The sequence below is a fragment of the Vreelandella sp. L-15 genome, assembly GCF_056857635.1.
This window is the reverse complement of sequence record NZ_JBSXNN010000034.1, coordinates 15524-35138: the sequence shown is the minus strand read 5'-3', so window position 1 is coordinate 35138 and position 19615 is coordinate 15524. Positions and strand designations below refer to the sequence as shown.

General features: G+C 56.4%; 23 protein-coding genes. 6 read left to right on the top strand and 17 right to left on the bottom strand.

What is annotated here, in order from left to right; all coding sequences use genetic code 11:
- Positions 1-30 precede the first annotated feature (30 nt).
- On the top strand, positions 31-1524 hold the full coding sequence (locus tag AC13CY_RS04100; RefSeq protein WP_249934463.1) for a PAS domain-containing sensor histidine kinase: 1494 nt from the start codon (positions 31-33) through the stop codon (positions 1522-1524).
- On the top strand, positions 1524-2189 hold the full coding sequence (locus AC13CY_RS04095) for a response regulator transcription factor (RefSeq protein WP_044627902.1): 666 nt from the start codon (positions 1524-1526) through the stop codon (positions 2187-2189). Before AC13CY_RS04100 ends, AC13CY_RS04095 begins: the two co-directional genes overlap by 1 nt.
- Before the next feature lie 7 nt (positions 2190-2196).
- On the opposite strand, the gene AC13CY_RS04090 is transcribed toward AC13CY_RS04095, so the two are convergent.
- Positions 2197-3162, bottom strand: coding sequence for a L,D-transpeptidase family protein (locus AC13CY_RS04090; RefSeq protein ID WP_044627903.1), 966 nt, complete (start codon positions 3160-3162; stop codon positions 2197-2199).
- A 355-nt stretch (positions 3163-3517) separates the two neighbouring features.
- Positions 3518-3940, bottom strand: a complete 423-nt coding sequence (locus AC13CY_RS04085; protein WP_044627904.1) for an OsmC family protein — start codon at positions 3938-3940, stop codon at positions 3518-3520.
- A 147-nt stretch (positions 3941-4087) separates the two neighbouring features.
- Between AC13CY_RS04085 and AC13CY_RS04080 the strand changes: the two genes are divergently transcribed.
- Positions 4088-4336, top strand: coding sequence for an EamA family transporter (locus tag AC13CY_RS04080; RefSeq protein WP_082051390.1), 249 nt, complete (start codon positions 4088-4090; stop codon positions 4334-4336).
- Here the strand turns inward: AC13CY_RS04080 and AC13CY_RS04075 are convergent.
- From AC13CY_RS04075 to AC13CY_RS04050, 6 genes are all read right to left on the bottom strand, one after another.
- Positions 4296-5132, bottom strand: coding sequence for an MOSC domain-containing protein (locus AC13CY_RS04075; protein ID WP_483052326.1), 837 nt, complete (start codon positions 5130-5132; stop codon positions 4296-4298). The genes AC13CY_RS04080 and AC13CY_RS04075 overlap by 41 nt on opposite strands.
- 87 nt (positions 5133-5219) lie before the next feature.
- Positions 5220-6215 (bottom strand): gluconate operon transcriptional repressor GntR, encoded by a 996-nt coding sequence (gene gntR, locus AC13CY_RS04070; protein WP_062359352.1) that lies wholly within the window; start codon positions 6213-6215, stop codon positions 5220-5222.
- Positions 6216-6294: 79 nt separating this feature from the next.
- Positions 6295-6795 (bottom strand): gluconokinase, encoded by a 501-nt coding sequence (locus tag AC13CY_RS04065; protein ID WP_062359353.1) that lies wholly within the window; start codon positions 6793-6795, stop codon positions 6295-6297.
- 57 nt (positions 6796-6852) lie between these two features.
- Positions 6853-8133, bottom strand: a complete 1281-nt coding sequence (locus AC13CY_RS04060) for a TRAP transporter large permease (RefSeq protein ID WP_044627905.1) — start codon at positions 8131-8133, stop codon at positions 6853-6855.
- 5 nt (positions 8134-8138) lie between these two features.
- Positions 8139-8765: a TRAP transporter small permease gene (locus AC13CY_RS04055; RefSeq protein WP_044627906.1), complete on the bottom strand. Its 627-nt coding sequence runs from the start codon at positions 8763-8765 to the stop codon at positions 8139-8141.
- 71 nt (positions 8766-8836) lie between these two features.
- Positions 8837-9910: a TRAP transporter substrate-binding protein gene (locus AC13CY_RS04050; RefSeq protein ID WP_044627907.1), complete on the bottom strand. Its 1074-nt coding sequence runs from the start codon at positions 9908-9910 to the stop codon at positions 8837-8839.
- A 246-nt stretch (positions 9911-10156) separates the two neighbouring features.
- Between AC13CY_RS04050 and AC13CY_RS04045 the strand changes: the two genes are divergently transcribed.
- The 3 genes from AC13CY_RS04045 (at position 10157) to AC13CY_RS04035 (ending at position 12021) form a co-directional block, all read left to right on the top strand.
- Entirely contained in the window at positions 10157-10606 is a 450-nt protein-coding gene (locus AC13CY_RS04045; protein WP_044627908.1) for a MarR family winged helix-turn-helix transcriptional regulator, read from the top strand.
- Between the two features lie 300 nt (positions 10607-10906).
- The gene (yghU, locus tag AC13CY_RS04040) at positions 10907-11767 is read left to right on the top strand and encodes a glutathione-dependent disulfide-bond oxidoreductase (RefSeq protein ID WP_284453637.1); all 861 of its coding nucleotides are present in this window, start codon (positions 10907-10909) and stop codon (positions 11765-11767) included.
- A gap of 23 nt (positions 11768-11790) precedes the next feature.
- Complete coding sequence (locus AC13CY_RS04035) at positions 11791-12021, top strand: DUF2798 domain-containing protein (protein WP_044627909.1); 231 nt, start codon at positions 11791-11793, stop codon at positions 12019-12021.
- A gap of 76 nt (positions 12022-12097) precedes the next feature.
- Here AC13CY_RS04035 and AC13CY_RS04030 read toward each other — a convergent pair whose 3' ends face one another.
- The 9 genes from AC13CY_RS04030 to AC13CY_RS03990 all read right to left on the bottom strand — a co-directional run bounded on the left by AC13CY_RS04030 (position 12098) and on the right by AC13CY_RS03990 (position 19528).
- A complete protein-coding gene (locus AC13CY_RS04030) occupies positions 12098-13603 on the bottom strand; it encodes a TonB-dependent siderophore receptor (RefSeq protein ID WP_483052330.1) in 1506 nt (501 codons plus the stop codon).
- Complete coding sequence (locus AC13CY_RS04025; protein WP_483052325.1) at positions 13600-14187, bottom strand: TonB-dependent receptor plug domain-containing protein; 588 nt, start codon at positions 14185-14187, stop codon at positions 13600-13602. The genes AC13CY_RS04030 and AC13CY_RS04025 overlap by 4 nt, the downstream gene beginning before the upstream one ends.
- 210 nt (positions 14188-14397) lie before the next feature.
- Entirely contained in the window at positions 14398-14715 is a 318-nt protein-coding gene (locus AC13CY_RS04020; protein WP_044627911.1) for a DUF6693 family protein, read from the bottom strand.
- A gap of 84 nt (positions 14716-14799) precedes the next feature.
- Entirely contained in the window at positions 14800-15318 is a 519-nt protein-coding gene (locus AC13CY_RS04015) for a DUF421 domain-containing protein (RefSeq protein WP_062359331.1), read from the bottom strand.
- Positions 15319-15425: 107 nt separating this feature from the next.
- Entirely contained in the window at positions 15426-16445 is a 1020-nt protein-coding gene (locus AC13CY_RS04010; RefSeq protein ID WP_483052324.1) for a lipid A deacylase LpxR family protein, read from the bottom strand.
- 212 nt (positions 16446-16657) lie between these two features.
- Positions 16658-17197: a YaeQ family protein gene (locus AC13CY_RS04005; RefSeq protein WP_044627913.1), complete on the bottom strand. Its 540-nt coding sequence runs from the start codon at positions 17195-17197 to the stop codon at positions 16658-16660.
- A gap of 86 nt (positions 17198-17283) precedes the next feature.
- Positions 17284-17982: a glutathione S-transferase family protein gene (locus AC13CY_RS04000; protein WP_427720659.1), complete on the bottom strand. Its 699-nt coding sequence runs from the start codon at positions 17980-17982 to the stop codon at positions 17284-17286.
- Between the two features lie 37 nt (positions 17983-18019).
- A complete protein-coding gene (locus AC13CY_RS03995) occupies positions 18020-18637 on the bottom strand; it encodes a LysE family translocator (RefSeq protein ID WP_074210907.1) in 618 nt (205 codons plus the stop codon).
- A 117-nt stretch (positions 18638-18754) separates the two neighbouring features.
- Positions 18755-19528, bottom strand: coding sequence for an enoyl-CoA hydratase-related protein (locus tag AC13CY_RS03990; RefSeq protein WP_054640930.1), 774 nt, complete (start codon positions 19526-19528; stop codon positions 18755-18757).
- Positions 19529-19615 lie beyond the last annotated feature (87 nt).

Below are 19615 nucleotides of genomic sequence, written 5' to 3'. Positions count from 1 at the left end.
AATAAGAGAGAGGCAGCCCTAGCAGCAAAATTGGCCACCTTAGAAGCGCGCAACGCCGCACTCGAGGAGGAAAAGCGCCACTATCAGTGGCTGGCCGAGAGCACCACCGACCTGATCTCCCGCCACGCCCGAGACGGCACGTTTTTGTATGCCTCTCAGGCCGCGCGGGAGCTGCTGGGCTATGAACCCGACGAACTCATCGGCGTCTCCGCGTATCAGCTTTTTCACCCAGCGGATTTGAACGACCTGCTCAACAAGTCACCGCGGGTTTACTACCACGACGGTTTCTATCAGCAAACCTACCGTTTCCGCGCCAAAGCGGGCCATTACGTATGGTTTGAAACCACCAGCCGCACCCGGCGGGATACAGAGACCGGCGAATTGATCGATATCCTGTGCGTCTCCCGAGACGTTGGACGTCGTATTGAGGCTGAAGCCACTCGCGAGCGTTTGGCGCAGGTGGTCGAATCCACCACCGACTACGTGCTGTTTTTAGGGCCAAACCAGCAGGTATTCAGCGCTAACGAAGCCGCTCGCCGCTGCTTTGCCTTGCCCAACGAAGCGTCTACTGCACTCAGTGAGCTATACCAAGCCGACTCGCTGCGCTTATTAAATGAGGTGGTATTTCCCGCCGTGGAGCGTTACGGCTCATGGAGCGGTGAGCTGGAGATGCGCACCGCAAGCGGCAGCGTGCCGGTGCTCAGTGTGGTACTGGCCCACCGCAGCCGGGGGGCAGAGCCTGGTCACTTTGCCTTGGTGAATCGCGATATTAGCGCCCGCAAAGCCGCAGAAGCCCAGGCGCGTCGCCACCAAGAGCAGATTGCCCACGCTAACCGGCTAGCTGCCGCAGGCGAACTTGCCTCCAATATCGCCCACGAGCTGAATCAACCCTTAGGCGCCATTGCCAACTACACCAGCGGCGCGTTGCTAAAGTGCCAGCAGCAACCCACGCCCCTCGCCAGCGAGCTTCAACTACCTCTAGAGCGCATCGACGAGCAGGTACAGCGCCTCGCCCAGCGTCTGCGGCATCTGCGCAGCTTCGTCCGAAAGCGTAGCCATCAAGTACGCCCACTGGTTTTGGCTGACGTAGTGACAGCCGCCTGCGGGCTCTGCGACTGGCAGTACCAACAGGCAGCGGTGGGTCTAACGGTAGAGCTTCCCGCTGGGCTGCCGCGGATCTACGGCGACGCGATTGCCTTGGAACAGGTCATCGTTAATTTATTGCTGAATGCGCTGACTGCCAGCCGTCGAGTGGTTGATGCCAAAACAGTGCGCGTCAGCGCACGGCGAAGCGGCCAGCGACAAATCACGCTAAGCGTGGAGGACGAAGGGCCGGGGGTCGACCCGAGGTATCAGCCCATGATTTTTAACGCTTTTTTTACCACCCGTGATGAAGGGCTTGGCATGGGGCTAGCCATTAGCCGCACACTGGTGGAAAGTATGGGAGGCACCCTCTCCCTGCGCACCGACAGCGCTAAAGGTGCCTGTTTTGACGTATTTCTACGCACGGAGACCGACGTTTGATGCCCTCGGCTAATGCGCCTACGACTACCTCTTCGCCCAAGACTAGCGCCATCGCGGTGGTCGATGACGACGACGCGCTTCGGGAATCGCTGGTGTGGCTATTGGAATCGGTAGGGCTCACCTCCCGCGCTTTCGCCAGCGGTGACGCCTTTTTAACCACGGAGCACGAAACCTTTGGCGCGCTACTGCTGGACGTTCGCATGCCGGGTATGAGTGGTCTTCAGGTGCAACAACAGCTCGTTGACCAGGGCAGCCGCCTGCCCCTCATCATGATGACCGGTCACGGCGACGTTCCCATGGCGGTGGCAGCATTGAAGAACGGCGCATTCGACTTTATCGAGAAGCCCTTCAATCATCAGCAGCTCATCGATGTAGTGCAGCAAGCACTCAGCCATACCGAACAGCAGCATCAACAGACCCAGGCACTGGCACGATTACAAACAGAGTTCGACGCCCTGCGCCCCAAAGAGCAGCGCATCGTGCAGCATGTTGCAGAGGGCATGACCAGCCGTGAAATCGCCGATCACATGGGCATCAGCGCCAAAACCGTCGAGGTGTATCGACTGCGGGCGATGAAGGCGATGGGAGCGGCCAATGTGGCCGCCTTAGTGCGTCAGGCGGTAGCGCTCTCGCTGGTCCCCGCGTTGCCGCCTGATGCCGAGTGAACATTGGTTAGCTAAGTGGCACGATCTGGCCGCTGGCTTCTTCCAACACGCGGCTCACCTGCTCGTAGTTGGCACGACCTTCCCCTTTATGCTCTTCGATCAGGCTCACCACGTTCAACAGCGTTTCCATGCCAAAGGCCTGCTCATCGGTCGCCGTGAACGCCTGAATGTAGGCCTCGCCGTCGGCTCCCCACCCCAGCTTGATCGGCGCATCGATGATGTTCACTTGGGTGCCCACTGGCACACGCCAGAAGACTGACTCAATATCCTCGGGGTGCATGCGAATACAGCCGCGACTGGCGCGCATACCAATCCCGTCAGGTTGATTGGTGCCATGAATCAGATAACCGGGAATATCCAACAAAATGGCATATTGACCCAGCGGGTTATCCGGTCCAGGCGGTACGACCGCAGGCGGCGGGTCACCACGCTCGGCGGCCTCGCGGCGGATCGACTCAGGCGGGTACCATGCCGGATTTTCCAAGCGCATGGTGGTTTCGGTGATACCCAACGGCGTATTGTAGGCATCGCGGCCAATGCCGATGGGATAGGTTTCGACACGGGGAGCATGGCCATCTTCGGCCTCGGGGTAGTAATACATGCGCAGCTCGGCAACGTTGATCACGATACCAGTGCGAGGCTCGTCAGGAAGGATGAACTGCCCCGGAATGGTGACCTCGGTGCCTTCGCCAGGCACCCACAGACTCACGTCCGGGTTAGCCATGCGGATCTCTTCGTAGCCCACGTTATGCGCTCGGGCAATATCCAGCAGCGTGTCCTCTTCACTCGCAGTGACGGTATACACTTCGCCCACCATATTGCCCGACTCGGGCAGTAAAAAATGGCCTTTCGGCAGCTCAGTATCGTTGGCGATCGCGCTGGCTGTCATCAGCCAAGCGCCTAATGCCACAACACCGCCAGCCAAGCGCTGTTTCAATGGCTGAAACAGCCATGAAGGGTCTGTCAGGGTCATTGGAAAATCTCTCTCTATGTCGCTATCGCTCTACGGCGATCTTGATGACGATGAAAATGAATATGCACAGCCATAGGCAGCGGGTCAATTCGCCAGACTGTCGCAGCCGTTTAACCTTTATCTAGCATTTTCTTGATAACGATGATCTTCGCACCGAGCTCGACACCGAGATGAACAATAGCGAAGACAACGCTAACGAGATGCGCGACACAGAGCTAAGCAGTACTTTAACGAGTACATAGCAGCCATTGCTCGCAAAAAGGGCCTTGCCATTCGGCAAGGCCCTTCTCGTATGTGAGTGGCGACAACGGTATACAACACGCTACCAAGCGCTGCCCTAAGGCAGTGCCAGATATTAGCCTTTCAACTTGGCAGACATCGTGATATCGGCCTTGAGGACTTTAGATACTGGACAGTTGGCCTTGGCGGTTTCGGCGGCTTCCTGAAAAGCAGCGTCGTCGGCACCGCTCACGCTGGCTTCCACGTCCAGGTGAATGCTGGAGATATCAAAACCGGCATCGCTTTGCGACAGCGTGACTTTTGCCTGGGTATCGATGGCGTCGGCGGTGTAGCCTTTCTCACCAAGGATCATCGATAGGGCCATCGAGAAACAGCTGGCGTGTGCGGCGCCGATCAACTCTTCTGGGTTGGTGCCGGGCTCGCCTTCGAAACGCTGCTTGAAGGAGTAACCTGCATCCAGTACGCCGCTTTCCGTGGCGACTTTGCCTTGGCCATCTTTCAAACCACCTTCCCAATGTGCGCTTGCTTTACTATCCATTCTGTTCTCCTTTCCTAGGGTAGTGTGCTTCTCGCAGGATGAACGCAGGGTTACGTTCGGTGCTCATTCAGCGTAGCTGATTCTGAGCAGTGATTCTATGTGGCTGTCGAAACCTCTAAACCCCGACGATAAAACTGCTGGCGCTCACTGCGGACAATAAAAAGGATTCGCTGGCTTGGTTTACTGGCAAGCGCGGGCGCAACGGCGGCCTCGACGGTGACGTTTCTCGTCCCCGTTAGCGCCCTGCTGTGGGGCTATGTGCTGCTGGAGGAAACGCTGAGCCTACAGGTCATTGCTGGCATGGTGATTACCCTACTGGGCACTGCCATTGCCACGAAAATGCTACGTTTTAGGCCTAGCGGGGCGTTACGGAGACCACTTCCCCCACACGAATGACGCTACCTTCCCCCGCCGTCAACGTGGCGTTTTGGCCAAAGTGCGCGCCCTTCAAGTGGGGTTGGGTATTCAGTGCCAGCAGCGTTTTCAGTGGCTCGGCTTGAGTAGGAATCGTGCCGGTCTGCTGGTCGACGGTGGTGATTTTGCAGCGCTGGCAGGGTTTGCGCAGGGTGAGCTGATAGCTGCCGCTCTCGATCGTCGCCCAACCATCCTCTTGCCAAGCCTCGTCGCAATCCACCACGATATTGGGCCGAAACCGATTCATGGGCACCGGTGTATTGCCGCCCGCCACCAGCGCGTTGTTCAACGCATCCAGCGAACCGGTAGTGGTGATCAAAAAGGGATAACCATCGGCAAAGTAGGTGTGCGCCTCGCCACCGGCCAGAAAATCGTCCTCCACCGCCCGTGTAAAGGTAGTGGCGAAACGCACCAGACTCACACCCTTGGCCGGTTCACCCAATGCCGCCTCTAGCCACTCGGACACTGCCTCGCTCTCCGGCAGCGCTTTGCAGTGATCACTCCACACCGATACCAGCCGCAAGTTGCCCTTGGGCTCTTCCAGTGAAATGGAAATTGGCTCGACGGTGGGGTGAGAGAGCACCAGAGCATCGGAGGTCAACGCCACGGAGATCGTGGCCAGCGCAGGTAGCTGGCGCTGGGTGACGAAGCGTTGCTGGGCATCCACCAGCATCCAACGGCGATCCCAAGCGAGGCCATGGGCATGGATCTCGCTTTGGGACACATCAATCCCCTGCAGGGATTTCACCGGATAAACCGTTAATTGGGTAATCTTCACAGCGGCCTCGCACGCTCGGGCGTAACAGGATAAAACGCTAACCTAACGAGGTTATCGTAAGCAGCCAAACAGTTTTTAGGATGGACGCTATAGCGTTTTACCCGCTTCGATACGATACCCCAAATCCACCACTTTCTGCTCCAGCGCTTCGCCACGGATCCGCGCCAGCAGGGCCTTTGCGGCGGCTTCGCCAATCGCCTTACGGGGCGTGACAACGCTGGCAAGGCGGGGCGTCATTGCCTGACCAACATCGTGGCCGTGAAACCCGGCAATCGCTATGTGTTCGGGCACACCGATGCCTTGGCGTAGACACTCGAAGTAAGCGCCCACGGCCACGTCGTCATTGGTACAAAAAATAGCGTCTGTTTCGGGGTAGTTACGCTGAATTTCCTGCATCAACGCAGCCCCCACGGTATAGGAGGAGCGCTGGCTACTCTGCAGCGTTACGGGGGGTAGCCCATGCTCTTCCATGGCTTGACGATAGCCCAGCTCACGCTGGCGGGTACGTTCATCCAAACGCACGGCCAAGTAGATAACTTGGCGGCGACCACGGCGCATCATCTCACTCACCATATCATAGGCGGCACGGACGTTATCGTAGCCCACTGCCTGCTGCAGCGGCGGGCGGTGGGTATCCATAATCTCCACAATGGGAATGCCAGCGGTTTCTAACATACGCAGGCTGCGCGGCGTGTGATCATGGTCAGAGAGAATCACCCCATCTACGTTATACGACAGTAGCGAGGCAAGGCTGCGCTCCTCGAGCTCCTGACTATAGCCGTAGTGGGAGAGCATCAAGTGATAGCCTGCCGGTTCGGTATGGGCTTCGATCCCCACGATGACGTCGGCAAATACTTGGTTGGTCAACGAGGGGACCAGTACGCCTATCGAGTGACTGGTCGCGCGGGAGAGCAGATCCGGGGCGCGATTGGGTATATAACCAAGCTGCTCGGCGATGCCGAAGATGCGCTCTCGAAGCCCTTCCGATACCGTTTCCGGGTCGCGTAAACAGCGGCTAACGGTCATCTTGGTGGCACCAACGCGATCAGCAATATCTTGTAATGTAGGGCGTTTTTTCTTCAATGGCGTCGCTGCCTTGTACAATGGATGGCGCTCGAACCCTACCATAACGAATAGTAGAGCCCGCCGCCTATCCCTTCCTTTAGCCTAATGAGCGGCGCTGTTCGGGCACCAGCGTGGCGCTAAAACGCTCGACGATCACCGCCGGTGTTAGGCTGATGGAGAGCGTCACCGCCTCATCTGCTGCCGGTGGTTCTAGGTCGGCTAGCTGGCTGGCTAACATACTGTCGCCCTTAAAGAAGTGCCCGGCACGAGTTTCTAAGCGCTCGCGCAGCAGCCCATGCGTGCCTTCTAGGTAAAGAATACGCAGCGCGCTATCCCCCTCTCTCAAGCGGTCACGGTAGCGCCGCTTCAGGCCAGAGCAGGCAATCACCACCGACTCACCCCGCGCCTTATACTCGGCAAATAGCCCAGCCAGGGTTGCTAGCCAGTCGCGACGGTCATCGTCGTTCAGCGGTGTACCGCTGGCCATCTTGGCTACGTTGGCTGGCGAGTGGTGGTCATCGCCATCAATAAAGGTGGCTTCCATACTGGCCGCTAGCTGCTGACCAATATGCGACTTCCCCGAACCTGACACCCCCATGACGAGAATGCGATATGAGCCGTTATGATTTGAATCAGTCGTCACACGCGGCTCCTATCAGTTACCGCGCACGGCGGTGAGGTCGGGCAACCAAGTCACGATGCTTGGGAAGGCGATGAGCAGCACCAGCACCACAAGCAGCGCGGCATAATAAGGCAACATGGCCTTGACCAAAGACTCCATGGAGACTTTACCCACGCCACAGCCCACGTAAAGACAGGTGCCCACCGGCGGCGTGAGTAGCCCAATCCCCAGAATGAAGGCCATCAGCACGCCAAAGTAAGCGGCATCCACGCCGACCGATGTGACGATAGGGGCCAGCATGGGTGCCATGATCACCATGGCCGGCGTGAGGTCCATTACAAAGCCCACCAGCAGCAACAGTGCCGCCACAATCAGCAGCAGAAGGAACGGCTCCTGGGTAATCGCCTGTACCTGACGTACCAACGTTTGCGGAACCATATTGATGGTCAAGAACCACGCAATAACGGTGGCAAAGGCCAACAGCATCATTACCATCCCGGTCAGCCTGGCGGTACGAATCAGCATGCCCATGAGTTCGCTGAGCTTGAACTCGCGGTAAACCAGCAGTGAAATCGCCAGCGAGTAAAGCAGTGCCGCGACCGCCGCTTCTGTGGCGGTGAACACGCCGCCAATAATACCGCCAATGACAATCACCGGTAACACCAGGGCCAGCCAGGCGTCTTTAAAGGCTTTCCACAGCACGTCCCAGCGGAACTGGCGCACGCCGCCGCCCTGCTTATTGGCCAGAATATAGGTGGTGACCATCAGGGCAGCGCCAATCAGTAGCCCAGGCACAATACCGGAAATGAACAGGCGGCTGATGGAGGTTTCGGTGACGATGCCGTACAGAATCAGCGGAATAGAAGGCGGAATAATAATCCCGATCACCGATGAGACAGTGTTAATCGCCGTGGCGTTGGCCGCGGTATAGCCCTGCTGCTTCATGGAGGGAATCATCATCGAGCCGGTGGCCGCCGTATCGGCAACGGCAGAGCCGCTGATACCGCCGAAAAACATAGACCCGGTAATGGCCACTTGGCCCAGGCCGCCACGCATAAAGCCGACCAGCGCACCGGCAAGCTCCATCAAACGACGCGCAATGCCGCCGTTACTCATTACTTCCCCAACCAAAATAAAGAACGGAATGGCCAACAGCGGGAAGCTGTTCACCCCACGAATAGACTGCTCAATCATGATCGAGAGCGGAATATCTGAGAGCACCGCCATGACCAGCGCCGCCACTCCCAAACCAAACGCGATGGGCAGGCCGATCACAATCGACACTAATAAAATGGCGAGAAAAATCCACAGCATGGTGATCACTCCCCTTGCGATTCAGCCGACTGGCCGTGTGGTTGAACAATCACGCGTACGCTCATCCATACCCGCCAAAGCGAGACGGCGGCAATAAAGATGACGCACAGCACTAGGGAAAGACTCACGAGGCTCAAGGGCACGCCCATAATCGCAGAGCGCCCGCTGGAGCGTGACAGCACTTGATAGCCGCCAAATACCATGACCAACATCAGGCCAGTAATAATCAAGTGCTGCAGGCAGTAGAGCATATGCGCTAGACGTAGCGGCAAACGCCGCACCAGTGCGTCCACGGCAATATGCTCATAGCGAGCAAACGCAGCGGCCGCACCAATAAATACCAGCCAAATAAACAGCATGCGCGCCAGCTCATCGACCCAAGGCAGCGAGTGGTTAAATAGCGAACGGCCCACCACATTGCTGGACACCGCCACAATCAGCGCCACTAAAATGGCGCCGATCAAATACTCCATGCCAAGCGTTAACCAGCGAAACAGCGCGGGGCCTTGACGCGTTTCAGTATCAATTTCCAGCAGCTTGCGATTGGGGTCGTCTAAATAGACCGACGGATCTTCAATCGTAGGCGCTCTCAAAGAGGATTCAGCGTTGGGAGGTGTTGAGGAGGATGTCATAAGAACTCCAGGGGCACTGACAAGTCGGGCAGGCACAATGGCCTGCCCGATGGCGCGCTTAATGGTGCGTATTAGTTGCTAGCATCTTCAACGATCTGTTGAATTTCAGCGATCAGATCTTCGCCAATGCGCGGCGCCCACTCTTCATAAACGGGCTGCACGGCGTCTTGGAACGCGGCCAGTTGCTCATCGCTCAAGCGAGTGATCTGCATACCGCGGGCTTCTAACTGCTCACGGGACCAGTCGTCATACTCAGCAGAGAGTTGAATTTCGTACTCGGCGGATTGACGCGCGGCTTCCAGCACCAGCTCTTGGTACTCGGGTGCCATACGGTCCCAGGTACGCTCGGAAAGCATCATGATGAACGGTGTGTAGACGTGGCGGGTTTCGGTGCCGTAATCCTGAACTTCGTTGAAGTTAGAGGTCAGGATGGTGCTCCAGGGGTTTTCCTGGCCATCGACCACGCCCTGCTCTAGGGCAGAGAACAGCTCACCAAACGCCATCGGCGTGGGGTTAGCACCTAATGCTTCCCAAATCGCCAGGTGCACCGGGTTCTGCATGGTACGTACGCTCAAACCGCGAACATCCTGGCCTGCGACATCTTCTGGCGTTTCAACGGGGCGCGCGCTGTTAGAGAGCTGGCGGTAGCCGTTTTCAGAGAAAGTGAGTGCCTTTAAGCCAGTGCCTTCAAAGCCATCTAGCATCTCTTGGGCAACGTCGCTCTGCATCACTGCAATGGCGGCTTCACGGCTGGGCAGCAGGAACGGTAGGTCGAACGCCGACAGCGCTTGCACATAGCCTGTGGTTGCGGAGCTAGATGGGTACGTCATATCCAGCGTGCCGGTCTGCAGCATTTCCATCATCTGAACATCGTCGCCCAACTGGCTGTTGGGGAACACGTTGACCGTGATACGGCCTTCGGTACGCTGCTCTAGAATCTCGCCAAAGTATTGGCTAGAGAGAAACTGCGGAGAGGTTTCAGAAAGGCCAATGCCCATGCGAAGCGTATGGCTACCGTGGTCCGCCACGACATCCCCTTCAATGGCCGGCGGGTCGGAAAGCTCGGGGCTTTGGGCATGCGCCATGCCAAAAGTAAGGGTGGTTGCACCAACTAAGGTAAGCGTGTTGCGCCAAATCGCTGTCATGACGTTATCTCCAAACATTCATTGTTGTTGAGTGCTGAACTGCTAATTGCTAAGCGGTTATGAACGCTGCCGTGCTATCGCGCCTGTTACGCCGTAGTGTTACCGGTAACATCCAATAAGCGAAGGCTAGTGACCATTCGGCTGGGTGTCAAAGCAAAACTGCCAACTTACGACCAACGTCTAGGGATAGCCACTCACCGCCTAGCGCGCTACATTACCCGATATGCATCCTGTCCTGGAGTCCACATGCCTGCGTTAGACACTTGCAGCGAACTAGAGCTAGACCATCAGCTCTGCTTCGCCCTCTATTCAACATCGTTGATGATGACAAAAGTTTATAAACCGCTTTTGAAAAAGTTAGGGCTTACTTACCCGCAATACCTAGTCATGCTGGTACTTTGGCAAGAAGATGGCATTACTGTAGGGACGCTCAGTAAGCGCTTACTGACAGACCCTGGCTCGCTGACTCCTCTCCTAAAGCGTTTAGAAGCCGACCAGCTATTGCGCCGCCAGCGTAGCGTGCAAGATGAGCGCGTGGTGGAGCTATTTCTGACCGATAAAGGCCGTTCCCTGCGCGAGCAGGCGCGTCATATTCCCAGTTGTATGGTGAATGCCAGCGAGAAGTCTATGGAGGCCTTAACGCAGTTGAAAGAGGATTTGGTTCAACTGCGCGATAGCCTGCAAAAAGCCAAGTAGTGCGACTCTCGTCCGTGGCACTACAAACTTTCTGATCATCTAGCTTGCGCACAAAATAAAGCCGCACTAAATTAATAGCGAATGCGTAATTAACCTGATGTACCAGTCACTATCCAACCATAACGACTGAGCCCCATAAACAGGAGAGACTCAATGTCGATTGAAACGATTGCTTACCGCGCACATGCTCATGCCACGGGTGGCCGTGAAGGTTACGTCCCCATAAAGTAGGGATAACTCAGTAAGCTAGGCTAGGCGATTGCACTGTTTTTTTCTTACCTGATGAACAGCGAGGCTATGATGACCGATACGACCTATACACCACCGAGCGTATGGAAATGGGAGCCGGGCAACGGCGGTAAGTTTGCAAACATCAATCGTCCGGTAGCGGGCGCCACCCATGATAAAGCGCTGCCGGTAGGCAAACATCCGCTACAGCTCTACTCCCTCGCCACGCCCAACGGTGTGAAAGTCACGGTAATGCTAGAAGAGCTGCTGGAAAAAGGTATTGAGGCAGCCGAGTACGATGCGCACCTGATTCAAATCGGCGAAGGCGACCAGTTTGGCAGCGGCTTCGTTGAGGCTAACCCTAACTCCAAGATCCCGGTGCTGGTGGATCACAGTATGAACCCGCCCCAACGGGTGTTTGAGTCAGGGGCTATTTTGCTCTATCTCGCCGAGAAATTCGGTGAATTTCTGCCTACAGACCCGGCCAAACGCACCGAGTGCCTCTCTTGGCTGTTCTGGCAAATGGGCAGCGCTCCCATACTGGGCGGCGGCTTTGGTCACTTCTACGCCTACGCGCCAGAGAAGTACCAGTACCCGATTGACCGCTACACCATGGAAGTCAAACGTCAGCTAGACGTACTGGATCGTCACTTGGCCGACAACCGCTTTATGGCAGGCGATGAGTACACCATTGCCGATATAGCGATTCACCCCTGGTACGGCGCGCTGGTGAAAAACCGCGTGTATGAGGCCGCTGAGTTCCTCGAGGCACACACCTATACGAATGTGCTGCGTTGGACCGAAGAGATTGATGCCCGCCCTGCGGTGCAGCGGGGCCGCATGGTGAACCGCACTTGGGGAGAGCCCAGCGAGCAGCTTCACGAGCGCCACGACGCCAGTGACTTTACTGAAAAAACCGAAGATAAGCGTTAATTCGCGTATTAGGAAAACGTACGATGTTCGATCCGAAATACGCCCAGCTGATATTTTCATGCCTGATGGCACTGTTTATGTCATGCATTATGTCGCTGGTGATCACGCTGTATAACGTGGGGCTTGTGGAGGGGATTGTAGTGATTTGGCTCAAGGCGTGGCTGTTTGCCTTTGCCGTCGCGCTGCCGGTGATCAACTTGGTCGCCCCAATCGTGCGGCGTTTGGTGAAGCCACTGGTCAAGCAGCCGCACTAACGCCGCTCACGCATTGAGTCCCATTAACCAAACGGGGCCTGCTCATCGCAGGCCCCGTTTGTTATATCATGATGCGTTAAAACTGATAGCGCACGTTGGCCGTAACGCTGCGACGGTCGCCGTAGCCACAGTCACCGCCGTCATAGCGGCACCAGGAGACATACTCTTCATCAGTGGCGTTTTTCAAGTCTACGGAGAAGTCCCACTCACCCAGGGTGTAACCCACCATCGCATCATACAGCGTGCTGGAAGGCACTACCGGCGCGCCGCCAGAGCCAACGTTGTCGCCGACATAACGAACGCCCGCCCCAATACGCCAGTTATTACCAACATACAGGCGGCTCCACCAGGAAGCCTGCTCTTCAGCCACATACGGCAAGCGAATACCGGTACCGTCGTTAGTGGCGTTTAAGTTGGTGTATGCGACCTGGGTTTCAAACTGCTGCCAGCGCTTATTTACCTGTAGCTCCCAGCCATCGACCACGGCACCCACTTGCTCGACGCCGCCTGGAGTAACGCCGTCGCTAATGCGGTTTTGCTGAGTAATATCAAAGTAGGCCGCGCTCACGGCCAGGGATTGATCTGGAGATACGTACTTAAAGCCAATCTCCTCCTGGTCGCCGGTGGTGGGCTTCAAGGGGCTTGGGTTAGCTGTGCCGTCGTTACCCAGGTTCATGGCGAACGCTTCGGAGTAGCTGACATAGGGTGAGAAGCCGTTATCAAAGCGGTACATCAGCCCCAGCCGGCCGGTGGTTTCACCTTCATCACTGACCGTATCCGGTCCAGACAGTGCCAGCGTGCGATTCTCTGCCCAGTCACGCCGCAGGCCTGCGGACACCACTACTGGCCCTACTTCGATATGATCGGCCAGATACACGCCCACCTGCTCAATCTCATTATCCGGGCGGTCAGTGGGGTTCAGCGAATCCAGCTGAAGATTGCCATACTGAGGGTTATAGACGTTGAACTGCCCGCCACCACTGGCCACCGAACTGTAGTTATCCTGAGACCAGCGAGCGTCCTGACGGTCGATACCCGCCACCAGCGTATGTTGGGTATTGCCAAGCGCAAACTCGCCTTCTAGGCGCGCATCCATATTGAGAATGCGCGTTTGAGCATCGGCCATAAAGATGGTCCGATTCACATTGCCGTTAGCATCGGGCACGCTGGGGATATCCACCCAGTGCTCGCGGGTTTCGGTGCTGGAATCGGTATAGCGGGCGGTGGCAGCAAACGCCCAGCTGTCGTTGAGCTGGTGATCAACAAACAGCGTTGTTTCGATCTTTTCCCGGTCGTAGCGGTCCCAACCCGGCTCGCCAACAAAGCGCTCAGAGCCAATAAAGCCCAGTGAACCCGGCGCTAACGTGCCTGCCTGGGGAAGAAACTGCGCCGATACCTGACCTTTGTTTTCCTGGCGGTTCAGTAGCAGCGTAATGTTGGTGGCGTCGCTAGGGCGCCACGTAAACGATGGCGCAAACAGGTAGCCATCATCTTCAACGTGATCGACTTGGGTATCGCTATCGCGGGTTAACGCCACTAAGCGATAAAGAAACTCGCCCTCTTCATCGGCCGCCCCGGTCACGTCCAACGCCAGCTGCTTGCGGTCGTAGGAGCCGTACTGCGCCCAAACCTCACCGCTGGGGGTAGTTTAGAGACGCCGTTGATGATGCCGCCCAAATCAGCTTGGCCATACAGCATGGAAGATGGCCCGCGTAACACCTCCACACTCTCCAGCGCGTAGACGTTGGTGCGCACGGTGTTGTAGGAGCCATACACTTGGCGCAAACCATCCAAATAGCGGCCTGCATCTAGCCCGCGCACTTTAGCGCTGTCGCCACGAGTGTCGAATCCGAAGTTGCCCGCGTACACGCCGGGGGTATACAGCAGCGCATCTTGAATGTTTTTGGCACCGCTCTCCTGAATAAACTCTTGGTCGATCACTGACATGGAGTAAGGCTGTTCGGCCAGCGGCACATCCAGCTTGCCTACTGAGGGCTCCCGCTCAGCATCGCTGTACCCATAAAGACCGGCCGATTCAGCGGTGACTTCAACCGTATCCAGATTGACGCTGCTCTCTTGTGCATAAACTACCGGCACAGCAGCAGCCGAGGCTAAGGCAACCGCGACGCTCAGCGTGCGCAGGCGAAAGGTAGGTACAGGTTTCATCGTGAAAGATCCCAGAGCGAATATTAATGCTAATGATAGTAATTTTTATTCGCGAAAATATAGGAGGCTATACAAAGGATGTCAACGGAGGCGAAAGGTGAGTTGAGTCGGACAGGAAGATGCGTTAATGCAAATATTTCTCAAAAAATGACTGCCTGCCGAAGGTCGGCAGGCAGTGCAAGGGGCTCTTCGCTTGCGAGGGGGCTGACATTACTGCAGGCGAGAGTTATTCAACGCGTAGTTCCACACCCGGTAAAAGTAGAAAATATAGCCAAGCCCCAGGGTCAGAAATGAGATCACCATCCACAGAATAATATGGCCAACATTGCTGAAGATATTGATATCGCAAACCATTTTCCGCTCTACGCCGGTTGCGTTATCCACCACGCTGGTGCGGTTGATCACGAAGCGAGCGAAGGAGTAAGGAAAGAAAAACAGCGCAATGCCAAAGGTAATAATGGTGAGCAACACCCAGATGAGCAGGTGGCCAATAATATCTAGAATCGAGAGGTCAGCTTTAATGTTCACAGGTCGCCCTTACGCGTTAAGAAAGGGGCGAAGATTACCACTGTGCTCGCTGCCCGTGAACGGCCAGCAGGTGAAGCCTGCGCTTTAAGGGCCGCCCACCCCTGCTAAGCTGGATTCACCTTTTCCTTCCCCGCGCTTTACCACACTTAGCGAACCGTCGGTTTCCAGCACCACCGCCTGAGCAGCCTCTAAACGTAAAAGCCCGCTGCTGCGTACGGCAGAACGCACTTCATCCTGCGTTACCCTCGCCTTCCTTAGCGACGCTTGCAATAACTCCCCGTCATACAGCAGCAGTATCGGTTCCCCCGTGACGAGCCGCTTTACCCAGCTGACACGCACGCTCAGCCACGTAATGATGAACTGCAGGGAAATCAACAGCCCTAGTGCCAGCGCACCCTCTGCCAACGCCACGTCTTTCGATAGCAGTACGGTGGCAAGCGTAGAACCCAAAGCCACGGTCACAATAAGATCAAAGGCGTTCATTTTGGATAGCGTGCGATTACCCGAGATACGTAAAAACACGATCAGCACCGTGTAGGCAAGTAACCCCACCACCAGGGTACGGGCCAAACTTTCCCAACCGCTAAAAAAGACCATTTCCATTGGCGCTCACCCCTGAGTGACGAAAGACAGATGCCTTCCACCACCCAAGGTAGCAACCATAGTGCCTGGGTGCGATGCTATCCGCTGGATTTAGGCTTCATCAAAAATTAAAATTGCTTGGTAAGCGTCAACGCACCAAATTTATCCTGTTCATCCTGGCCATCGAACTCGCGGGTGCGCTGCACGGCTGCGAAGGTTACCTGCCACTCTTCCCAAGCCAATGCCAGCCCGGTAGAAACATCAGCCACCCACTCGTTACGGTCTACTGAGTGACTATTTCTAAAGGTGTTGCCATCCAGCGTCAGGTTCTGTGCCATGTAATATCCCTCCACGTTTGCGAACAGGTACCACTGCCAGCCACTGCTGCCATTTAGCTGATGGCGGCTGCCAGGATTAGGCGTTAACGTAGGAATACCCTGGGCATCGTCGCCCCAACGAACGCTGTAACCAGCGCTGGCATAGGTATACAGGTTGCCAAGCGCCATCCCGACACCGGGGCCGTGGGAAAACTGTTTACTTGCCAGAGGCGTGTCATACCACCACTGGCGGCGCATGGTCAGGTTGACGATTGCCTCATCGCCCAATTGGTTTTGCCAACCGCGCGGCCGGTCACTATCGGTAACACGGTGAACCTCCCGCTGAATGCTATCCGCCTGGGAGGAAGGGCCTACCAAGCCAACATCCAAATGCAGGTCGGTGGCCTGCTGCCAACGGCCCATCGGCTTATCTTCATAAAGCGACACACCGCCATATACTAAACCCGCGTAGGGGCGATCATCTTCAATCAGCTCGCGGCGCTCAATCACATTGGGCGTATAAATTTGGTGTACTAAGCGGTAAGAGGCGCGATCTGCCTGGCTAATAATGCTGTCAGGCAGTGCTGCTGCTAAACGCTGTGTCCAGCTTTGCGGTTCGGGGGTAAACATCCAATTCAACTCGAAGCCACTGGTAAAGTGGCCATCATCACTGCTGGCAAGTCCATCGTTTGCATGCTTAATGGAAAGCGAACTATCGTCGGCCAACGCAATAGCGGGCAGTAAGCTGAACGGTAATACAAACGGCAGCACGGCTTTGCAAAAGATGGCTTTAGAAGATTCATCTCTGCGATGAAGAGCAGACGGCGTCATGGCTCATTCCTTGAGTTGAGAGCTGGGCAGGTGGCAGCCTATTAGCGGGGGGGGGGGGGCAACAAACATTGCTGATTGTATGTAAACATGCAAATAGATAGCAAGCTACTTTATGTAATGCATGTCACACGCAATGCCTACCCACCCTGAGGTACTTCCTTGTTATAACGAACTGGCAACCAGTCCGTTATTTAACGCTAGCACATGAATACCTATCGCTCCCGTAATAGCCACTGCGGGGTGATCTCGTGCTGGCCGTTTTCATCAGTGATAAACAGCGAACCGTCACTAATCATGACGGCCCAGTTAATCGCCCTCGGTAGGCCTGCTGCCACGGTGGCCAGCGCCTCTTGCGGCAATCCAGCGACGTGCACATTTTTCAAGGAAGCGACGGCGGGCAGCACCTTGCTTTCCCAGATATCCACGCGGCCATACGCCAGCAGGGACACCCGCTCAGCGCGGCGCGAACACCAGGTTAAACGCTCGGCATCGGGCAGGCCGACTTCTATCCAGTGCAGCACTCGGCCATCCAGGCTTTTTTCCCAAAGCGCTGGCTCGTCAACATCAGACAGCCCCCGCCCGAATGCCAGCGATTCGCTGTACCAGAGGATATAAGCAATCAGCCGGGAGCACAGACGCTCTTCTGTTTCAGAAGGGTGGCGGGCTACCGTGAACCGCAACGTTTCATAGACGTTGCGGTCCAGGTCGGTCAGGTTAACGTCGACTTTATAAGGGGTCGCACTTAGCGCCATAACATGAATCTCAACATTCTCTAGTGATATGCGCGCCAGTGTAGCGGATTTGTGTGATCACCGCGCAGCCATCCACGCGCTGCGCACTACCCTATCGCGCGTTCGTCACTCAGCAGGGTGGCATGCTTCACTGTTTCTTCTTCATGCATCGGCTCACGCCATGTCTCTTTCAGCGCAGCCTCGTACCACTCCTGCATGGCGGGTAGGGCTAACAGGCGCTGCACATAAGCGAGGGAGGCTTCACTCAGCGGCAGGTTGAAGGTTTGTATCCGAAACGCCACCGGGGCGTAAAACGCATCCACCGCGGTAAAGCGCTCACCTGCCAGAAACGGGCCGCCAAAACGCGCAAGCCCCTCCTGCCACAGCGCATCTAAACGCGCCAAGTTGCCGTTAAGCCCAGGAGAGAGTTCATTCATCGCCACGCGCACGCCACAGTTCATGGAACACTCATCCCGCAACGCGCCAAAGCCGCTATGCATCTCGGCACTGGCGGAGCGCGCCCAGGCCCGCGCCTCACGCGCTTGCGGCCATACGTTCGGGTGTGTTTCCGCTACGTACTCTACAATCGCCAGCGAGTCCCACACGGCAACATTGTGATCGTTATCCACCAGGCACGGCACTAAGCCAGACGGCGAAAAGCGCTTAAACGTGGTGTGACTTTCCCCGAACCCACCTTCAAAAGGCATTAAATGCTCGTTAAAGGGGATCTCCAGCGCTTTGAGCAGCACCCAAGGGCGAAGTGACCAGGAAGAGTAGTTCTTGTTAGCGATATACAGATCAAACATGCCGCGCTCCTTACGGTGAACATCACAGTGACTGGCCCTACCGTGCTGCCTGGACCAACGTATTACTTCCGAGCCCCATTAATACGCCTCCGCCAATCCGTTGAATCAACCGGGAAGAGCCATGAGACGTTTGCAGCCATGCGCGAAGCGGGCTGGCCAATAGCACCACCACCACATCCGCTGACGAGAACAGCACGTTGGTGGCAATGCCTAACCAAAGCAATTGCCATGCGACCGGCATGGCAATATCGGGCTGCACAAATTGCGGCAGAAACGCCACGAAGAAAAGCGCCGTTTTAGGGTTAAGCACTTCCACCAGAAAGCTATCGCGCAGTACCCGCTTGGTTGAAGCGAGCGGGAGTTCGTCACTGCTCGTGCGAATGCCTTGTTGCCATAAACGCACGCCCATCCAGAGCAAATAGAGTCCACCGATGATTTTCATCGCGAGATAGGCAGGTGGAATGGCCGCAAACAGCAGCGCTAACCCCAGTGCGGCGGCGATAACATGCACATAGCAACCAAGATGCACCCCAGCCACCGCCAACCAGCCCGCCCGTCGGCCACGTCCCAGCGTTTGTGCTGCGGTGTATAACATCGCAGGCCCGGGTAAATAGGCAAACCCCAGCGCGGCAAGAAGAAAGGCGGCCCACTGCATCGCGGTCACTCCGGCATAGTAAGAAATAGTAAGCCTGAGAATAAAATAAGGGGTGACGCGTGCGCCACCCCTCAAATAAGTAAAACTCGAAAAAAGAGAGCTTAGAAAAAAGAGAGCTTAGAAATTGGGTTTGCGCTTCTCGACAAAGGCACTCATGCCCTCTTTCTGCTCCTGGCCTGCAAAGCAGAAAGCGAACAGGCTGGTTTCCAGCGCCAGGGCGCTGTCTAGGTCTTGGTCCATGCCGTCGTGAACGGCTTGTTTGGCCCCGCGTACCGACAGCGGCCCGTTGCCCTTCAGCTGTTTGGTAAGCTCTTCAACATAGCTTTCAAGCTCTGCCTGGGGCATTACGCGGTTAACGAGGCCAATGCGCAGCGCTTCCTGGGCATCGATTTTGCGCCCGGTAGTGACCAAATCAATCGCCATGGCGGGGCCGACTCGGCGCGGCAGGCGCTGGGTGCCGCCAAAGCCGGGAATGACGCCTAGCAGGACTTCCGGCTGGCCGAAGATGGCGTTGTCGCTGGCGACGGCCCAGTCGCAGGCCAGCGCCAGTTCGCAGCCGCCGCCAAGGCAAAACCCGTTGACCAGCGCGACCACCGGCACGGGCAGTGTTTCCAGGCGTTTGATGGTACGCAGTGCCTGGCTGGCAAATGCGCGGGCCTCTTCGGGGGTTTTATCCCGCATTTCGGTGATGTCTGCCCCGGCCACGAAGGATTTTTCCCCGGCCCCCGTAATCAATACCGCCCGCAGGCTGGGGTGAGCTTCCAACTCGACCAGATGCGCTTCCAAAGCGCTGAGCACTTCGCTGTTCAGCGCGTTCAAGGCTTTGGGACGATTAATGGTCAGGCGTACCACGCCATCGTTATCAACCTTCTCGATCACTGCGTCGCTCATGGCGGCTCCTTAATTGTTATTGCGCGTAGAAGTGGTTACCACTCAACCCTAGCGAACGCTTGGTTGGGTGGCAATCACTTCTTTTGT

Bases quoted from the DNA above. Each gene is read 5' to 3' on its own strand.
- AC13CY_RS04095 (WP_044627902.1), top strand. From the start codon at position 1,524: ATGCCCTCGGCTAATGCGCCTACGACTACCTCTTCGCCCAAGACTAGC.
- AC13CY_RS04090 (WP_044627903.1), bottom strand. From the start codon at position 3,162: ATGACCCTGACAGACCCTTCATGGCTGTTTCAGCCATTGAAACAGCGC.
- AC13CY_RS04085 (WP_044627904.1), bottom strand. From the start codon at position 3,940: ATGGATAGTAAAGCAAGCGCACATTGGGAAGGTGGTTTGAAAGATGGC.
- AC13CY_RS04065 (WP_062359353.1), bottom strand. From the start codon at position 6,795: ATGGGGGTGTCAGGTTCGGGGAAGTCGCATATTGGTCAGCAGCTAGCG.
- AC13CY_RS04060 (WP_044627905.1), bottom strand. From the start codon at position 8,133: ATGCTGTGGATTTTTCTCGCCATTTTATTAGTGTCGATTGTGATCGGC.
- AC13CY_RS04055 (WP_044627906.1), bottom strand. From the start codon at position 8,765: ATGACATCCTCCTCAACACCTCCCAACGCTGAATCCTCTTTGAGAGCG.
- AC13CY_RS04050 (WP_044627907.1), bottom strand. From the start codon at position 9,910: ATGACAGCGATTTGGCGCAACACGCTTACCTTAGTTGGTGCAACCACC.
- AC13CY_RS04045 (WP_044627908.1), top strand. From the start codon at position 10,157: ATGCCTGCGTTAGACACTTGCAGCGAACTAGAGCTAGACCATCAGCTC.
- yghU (WP_284453637.1), top strand. From the start codon at position 10,907: ATGACCGATACGACCTATACACCACCGAGCGTATGGAAATGGGAGCCG.
- AC13CY_RS04035 (WP_044627909.1), top strand. From the start codon at position 11,791: ATGTTCGATCCGAAATACGCCCAGCTGATATTTTCATGCCTGATGGCA.
- AC13CY_RS04025 (WP_483052325.1), bottom strand. From the start codon at position 14,187: ATGAAACCTGTACCTACCTTTCGCCTGCGCACGCTGAGCGTCGCGGTT.
- AC13CY_RS04015 (WP_062359331.1), bottom strand. From the start codon at position 15,318: ATGGAAATGGTCTTTTTTAGCGGTTGGGAAAGTTTGGCCCGTACCCTG.
- AC13CY_RS04010 (WP_483052324.1), bottom strand. From the start codon at position 16,445: ATGACGCCGTCTGCTCTTCATCGCAGAGATGAATCTTCTAAAGCCATC.
- AC13CY_RS04005 (WP_044627913.1), bottom strand. From the start codon at position 17,197: ATGGCGCTAAGTGCGACCCCTTATAAAGTCGACGTTAACCTGACCGAC.
- AC13CY_RS04000 (WP_427720659.1), bottom strand. From the start codon at position 17,982: ATGTTTGATCTGTATATCGCTAACAAGAACTACTCTTCCTGGTCACTT.
- AC13CY_RS03995 (WP_074210907.1), bottom strand. From the start codon at position 18,637: ATGCAGTGGGCCGCCTTTCTTCTTGCCGCGCTGGGGTTTGCCTATTTA.
- AC13CY_RS03990 (WP_054640930.1), bottom strand. From the start codon at position 19,528: ATGAGCGACGCAGTGATCGAGAAGGTTGATAACGATGGCGTGGTACGC.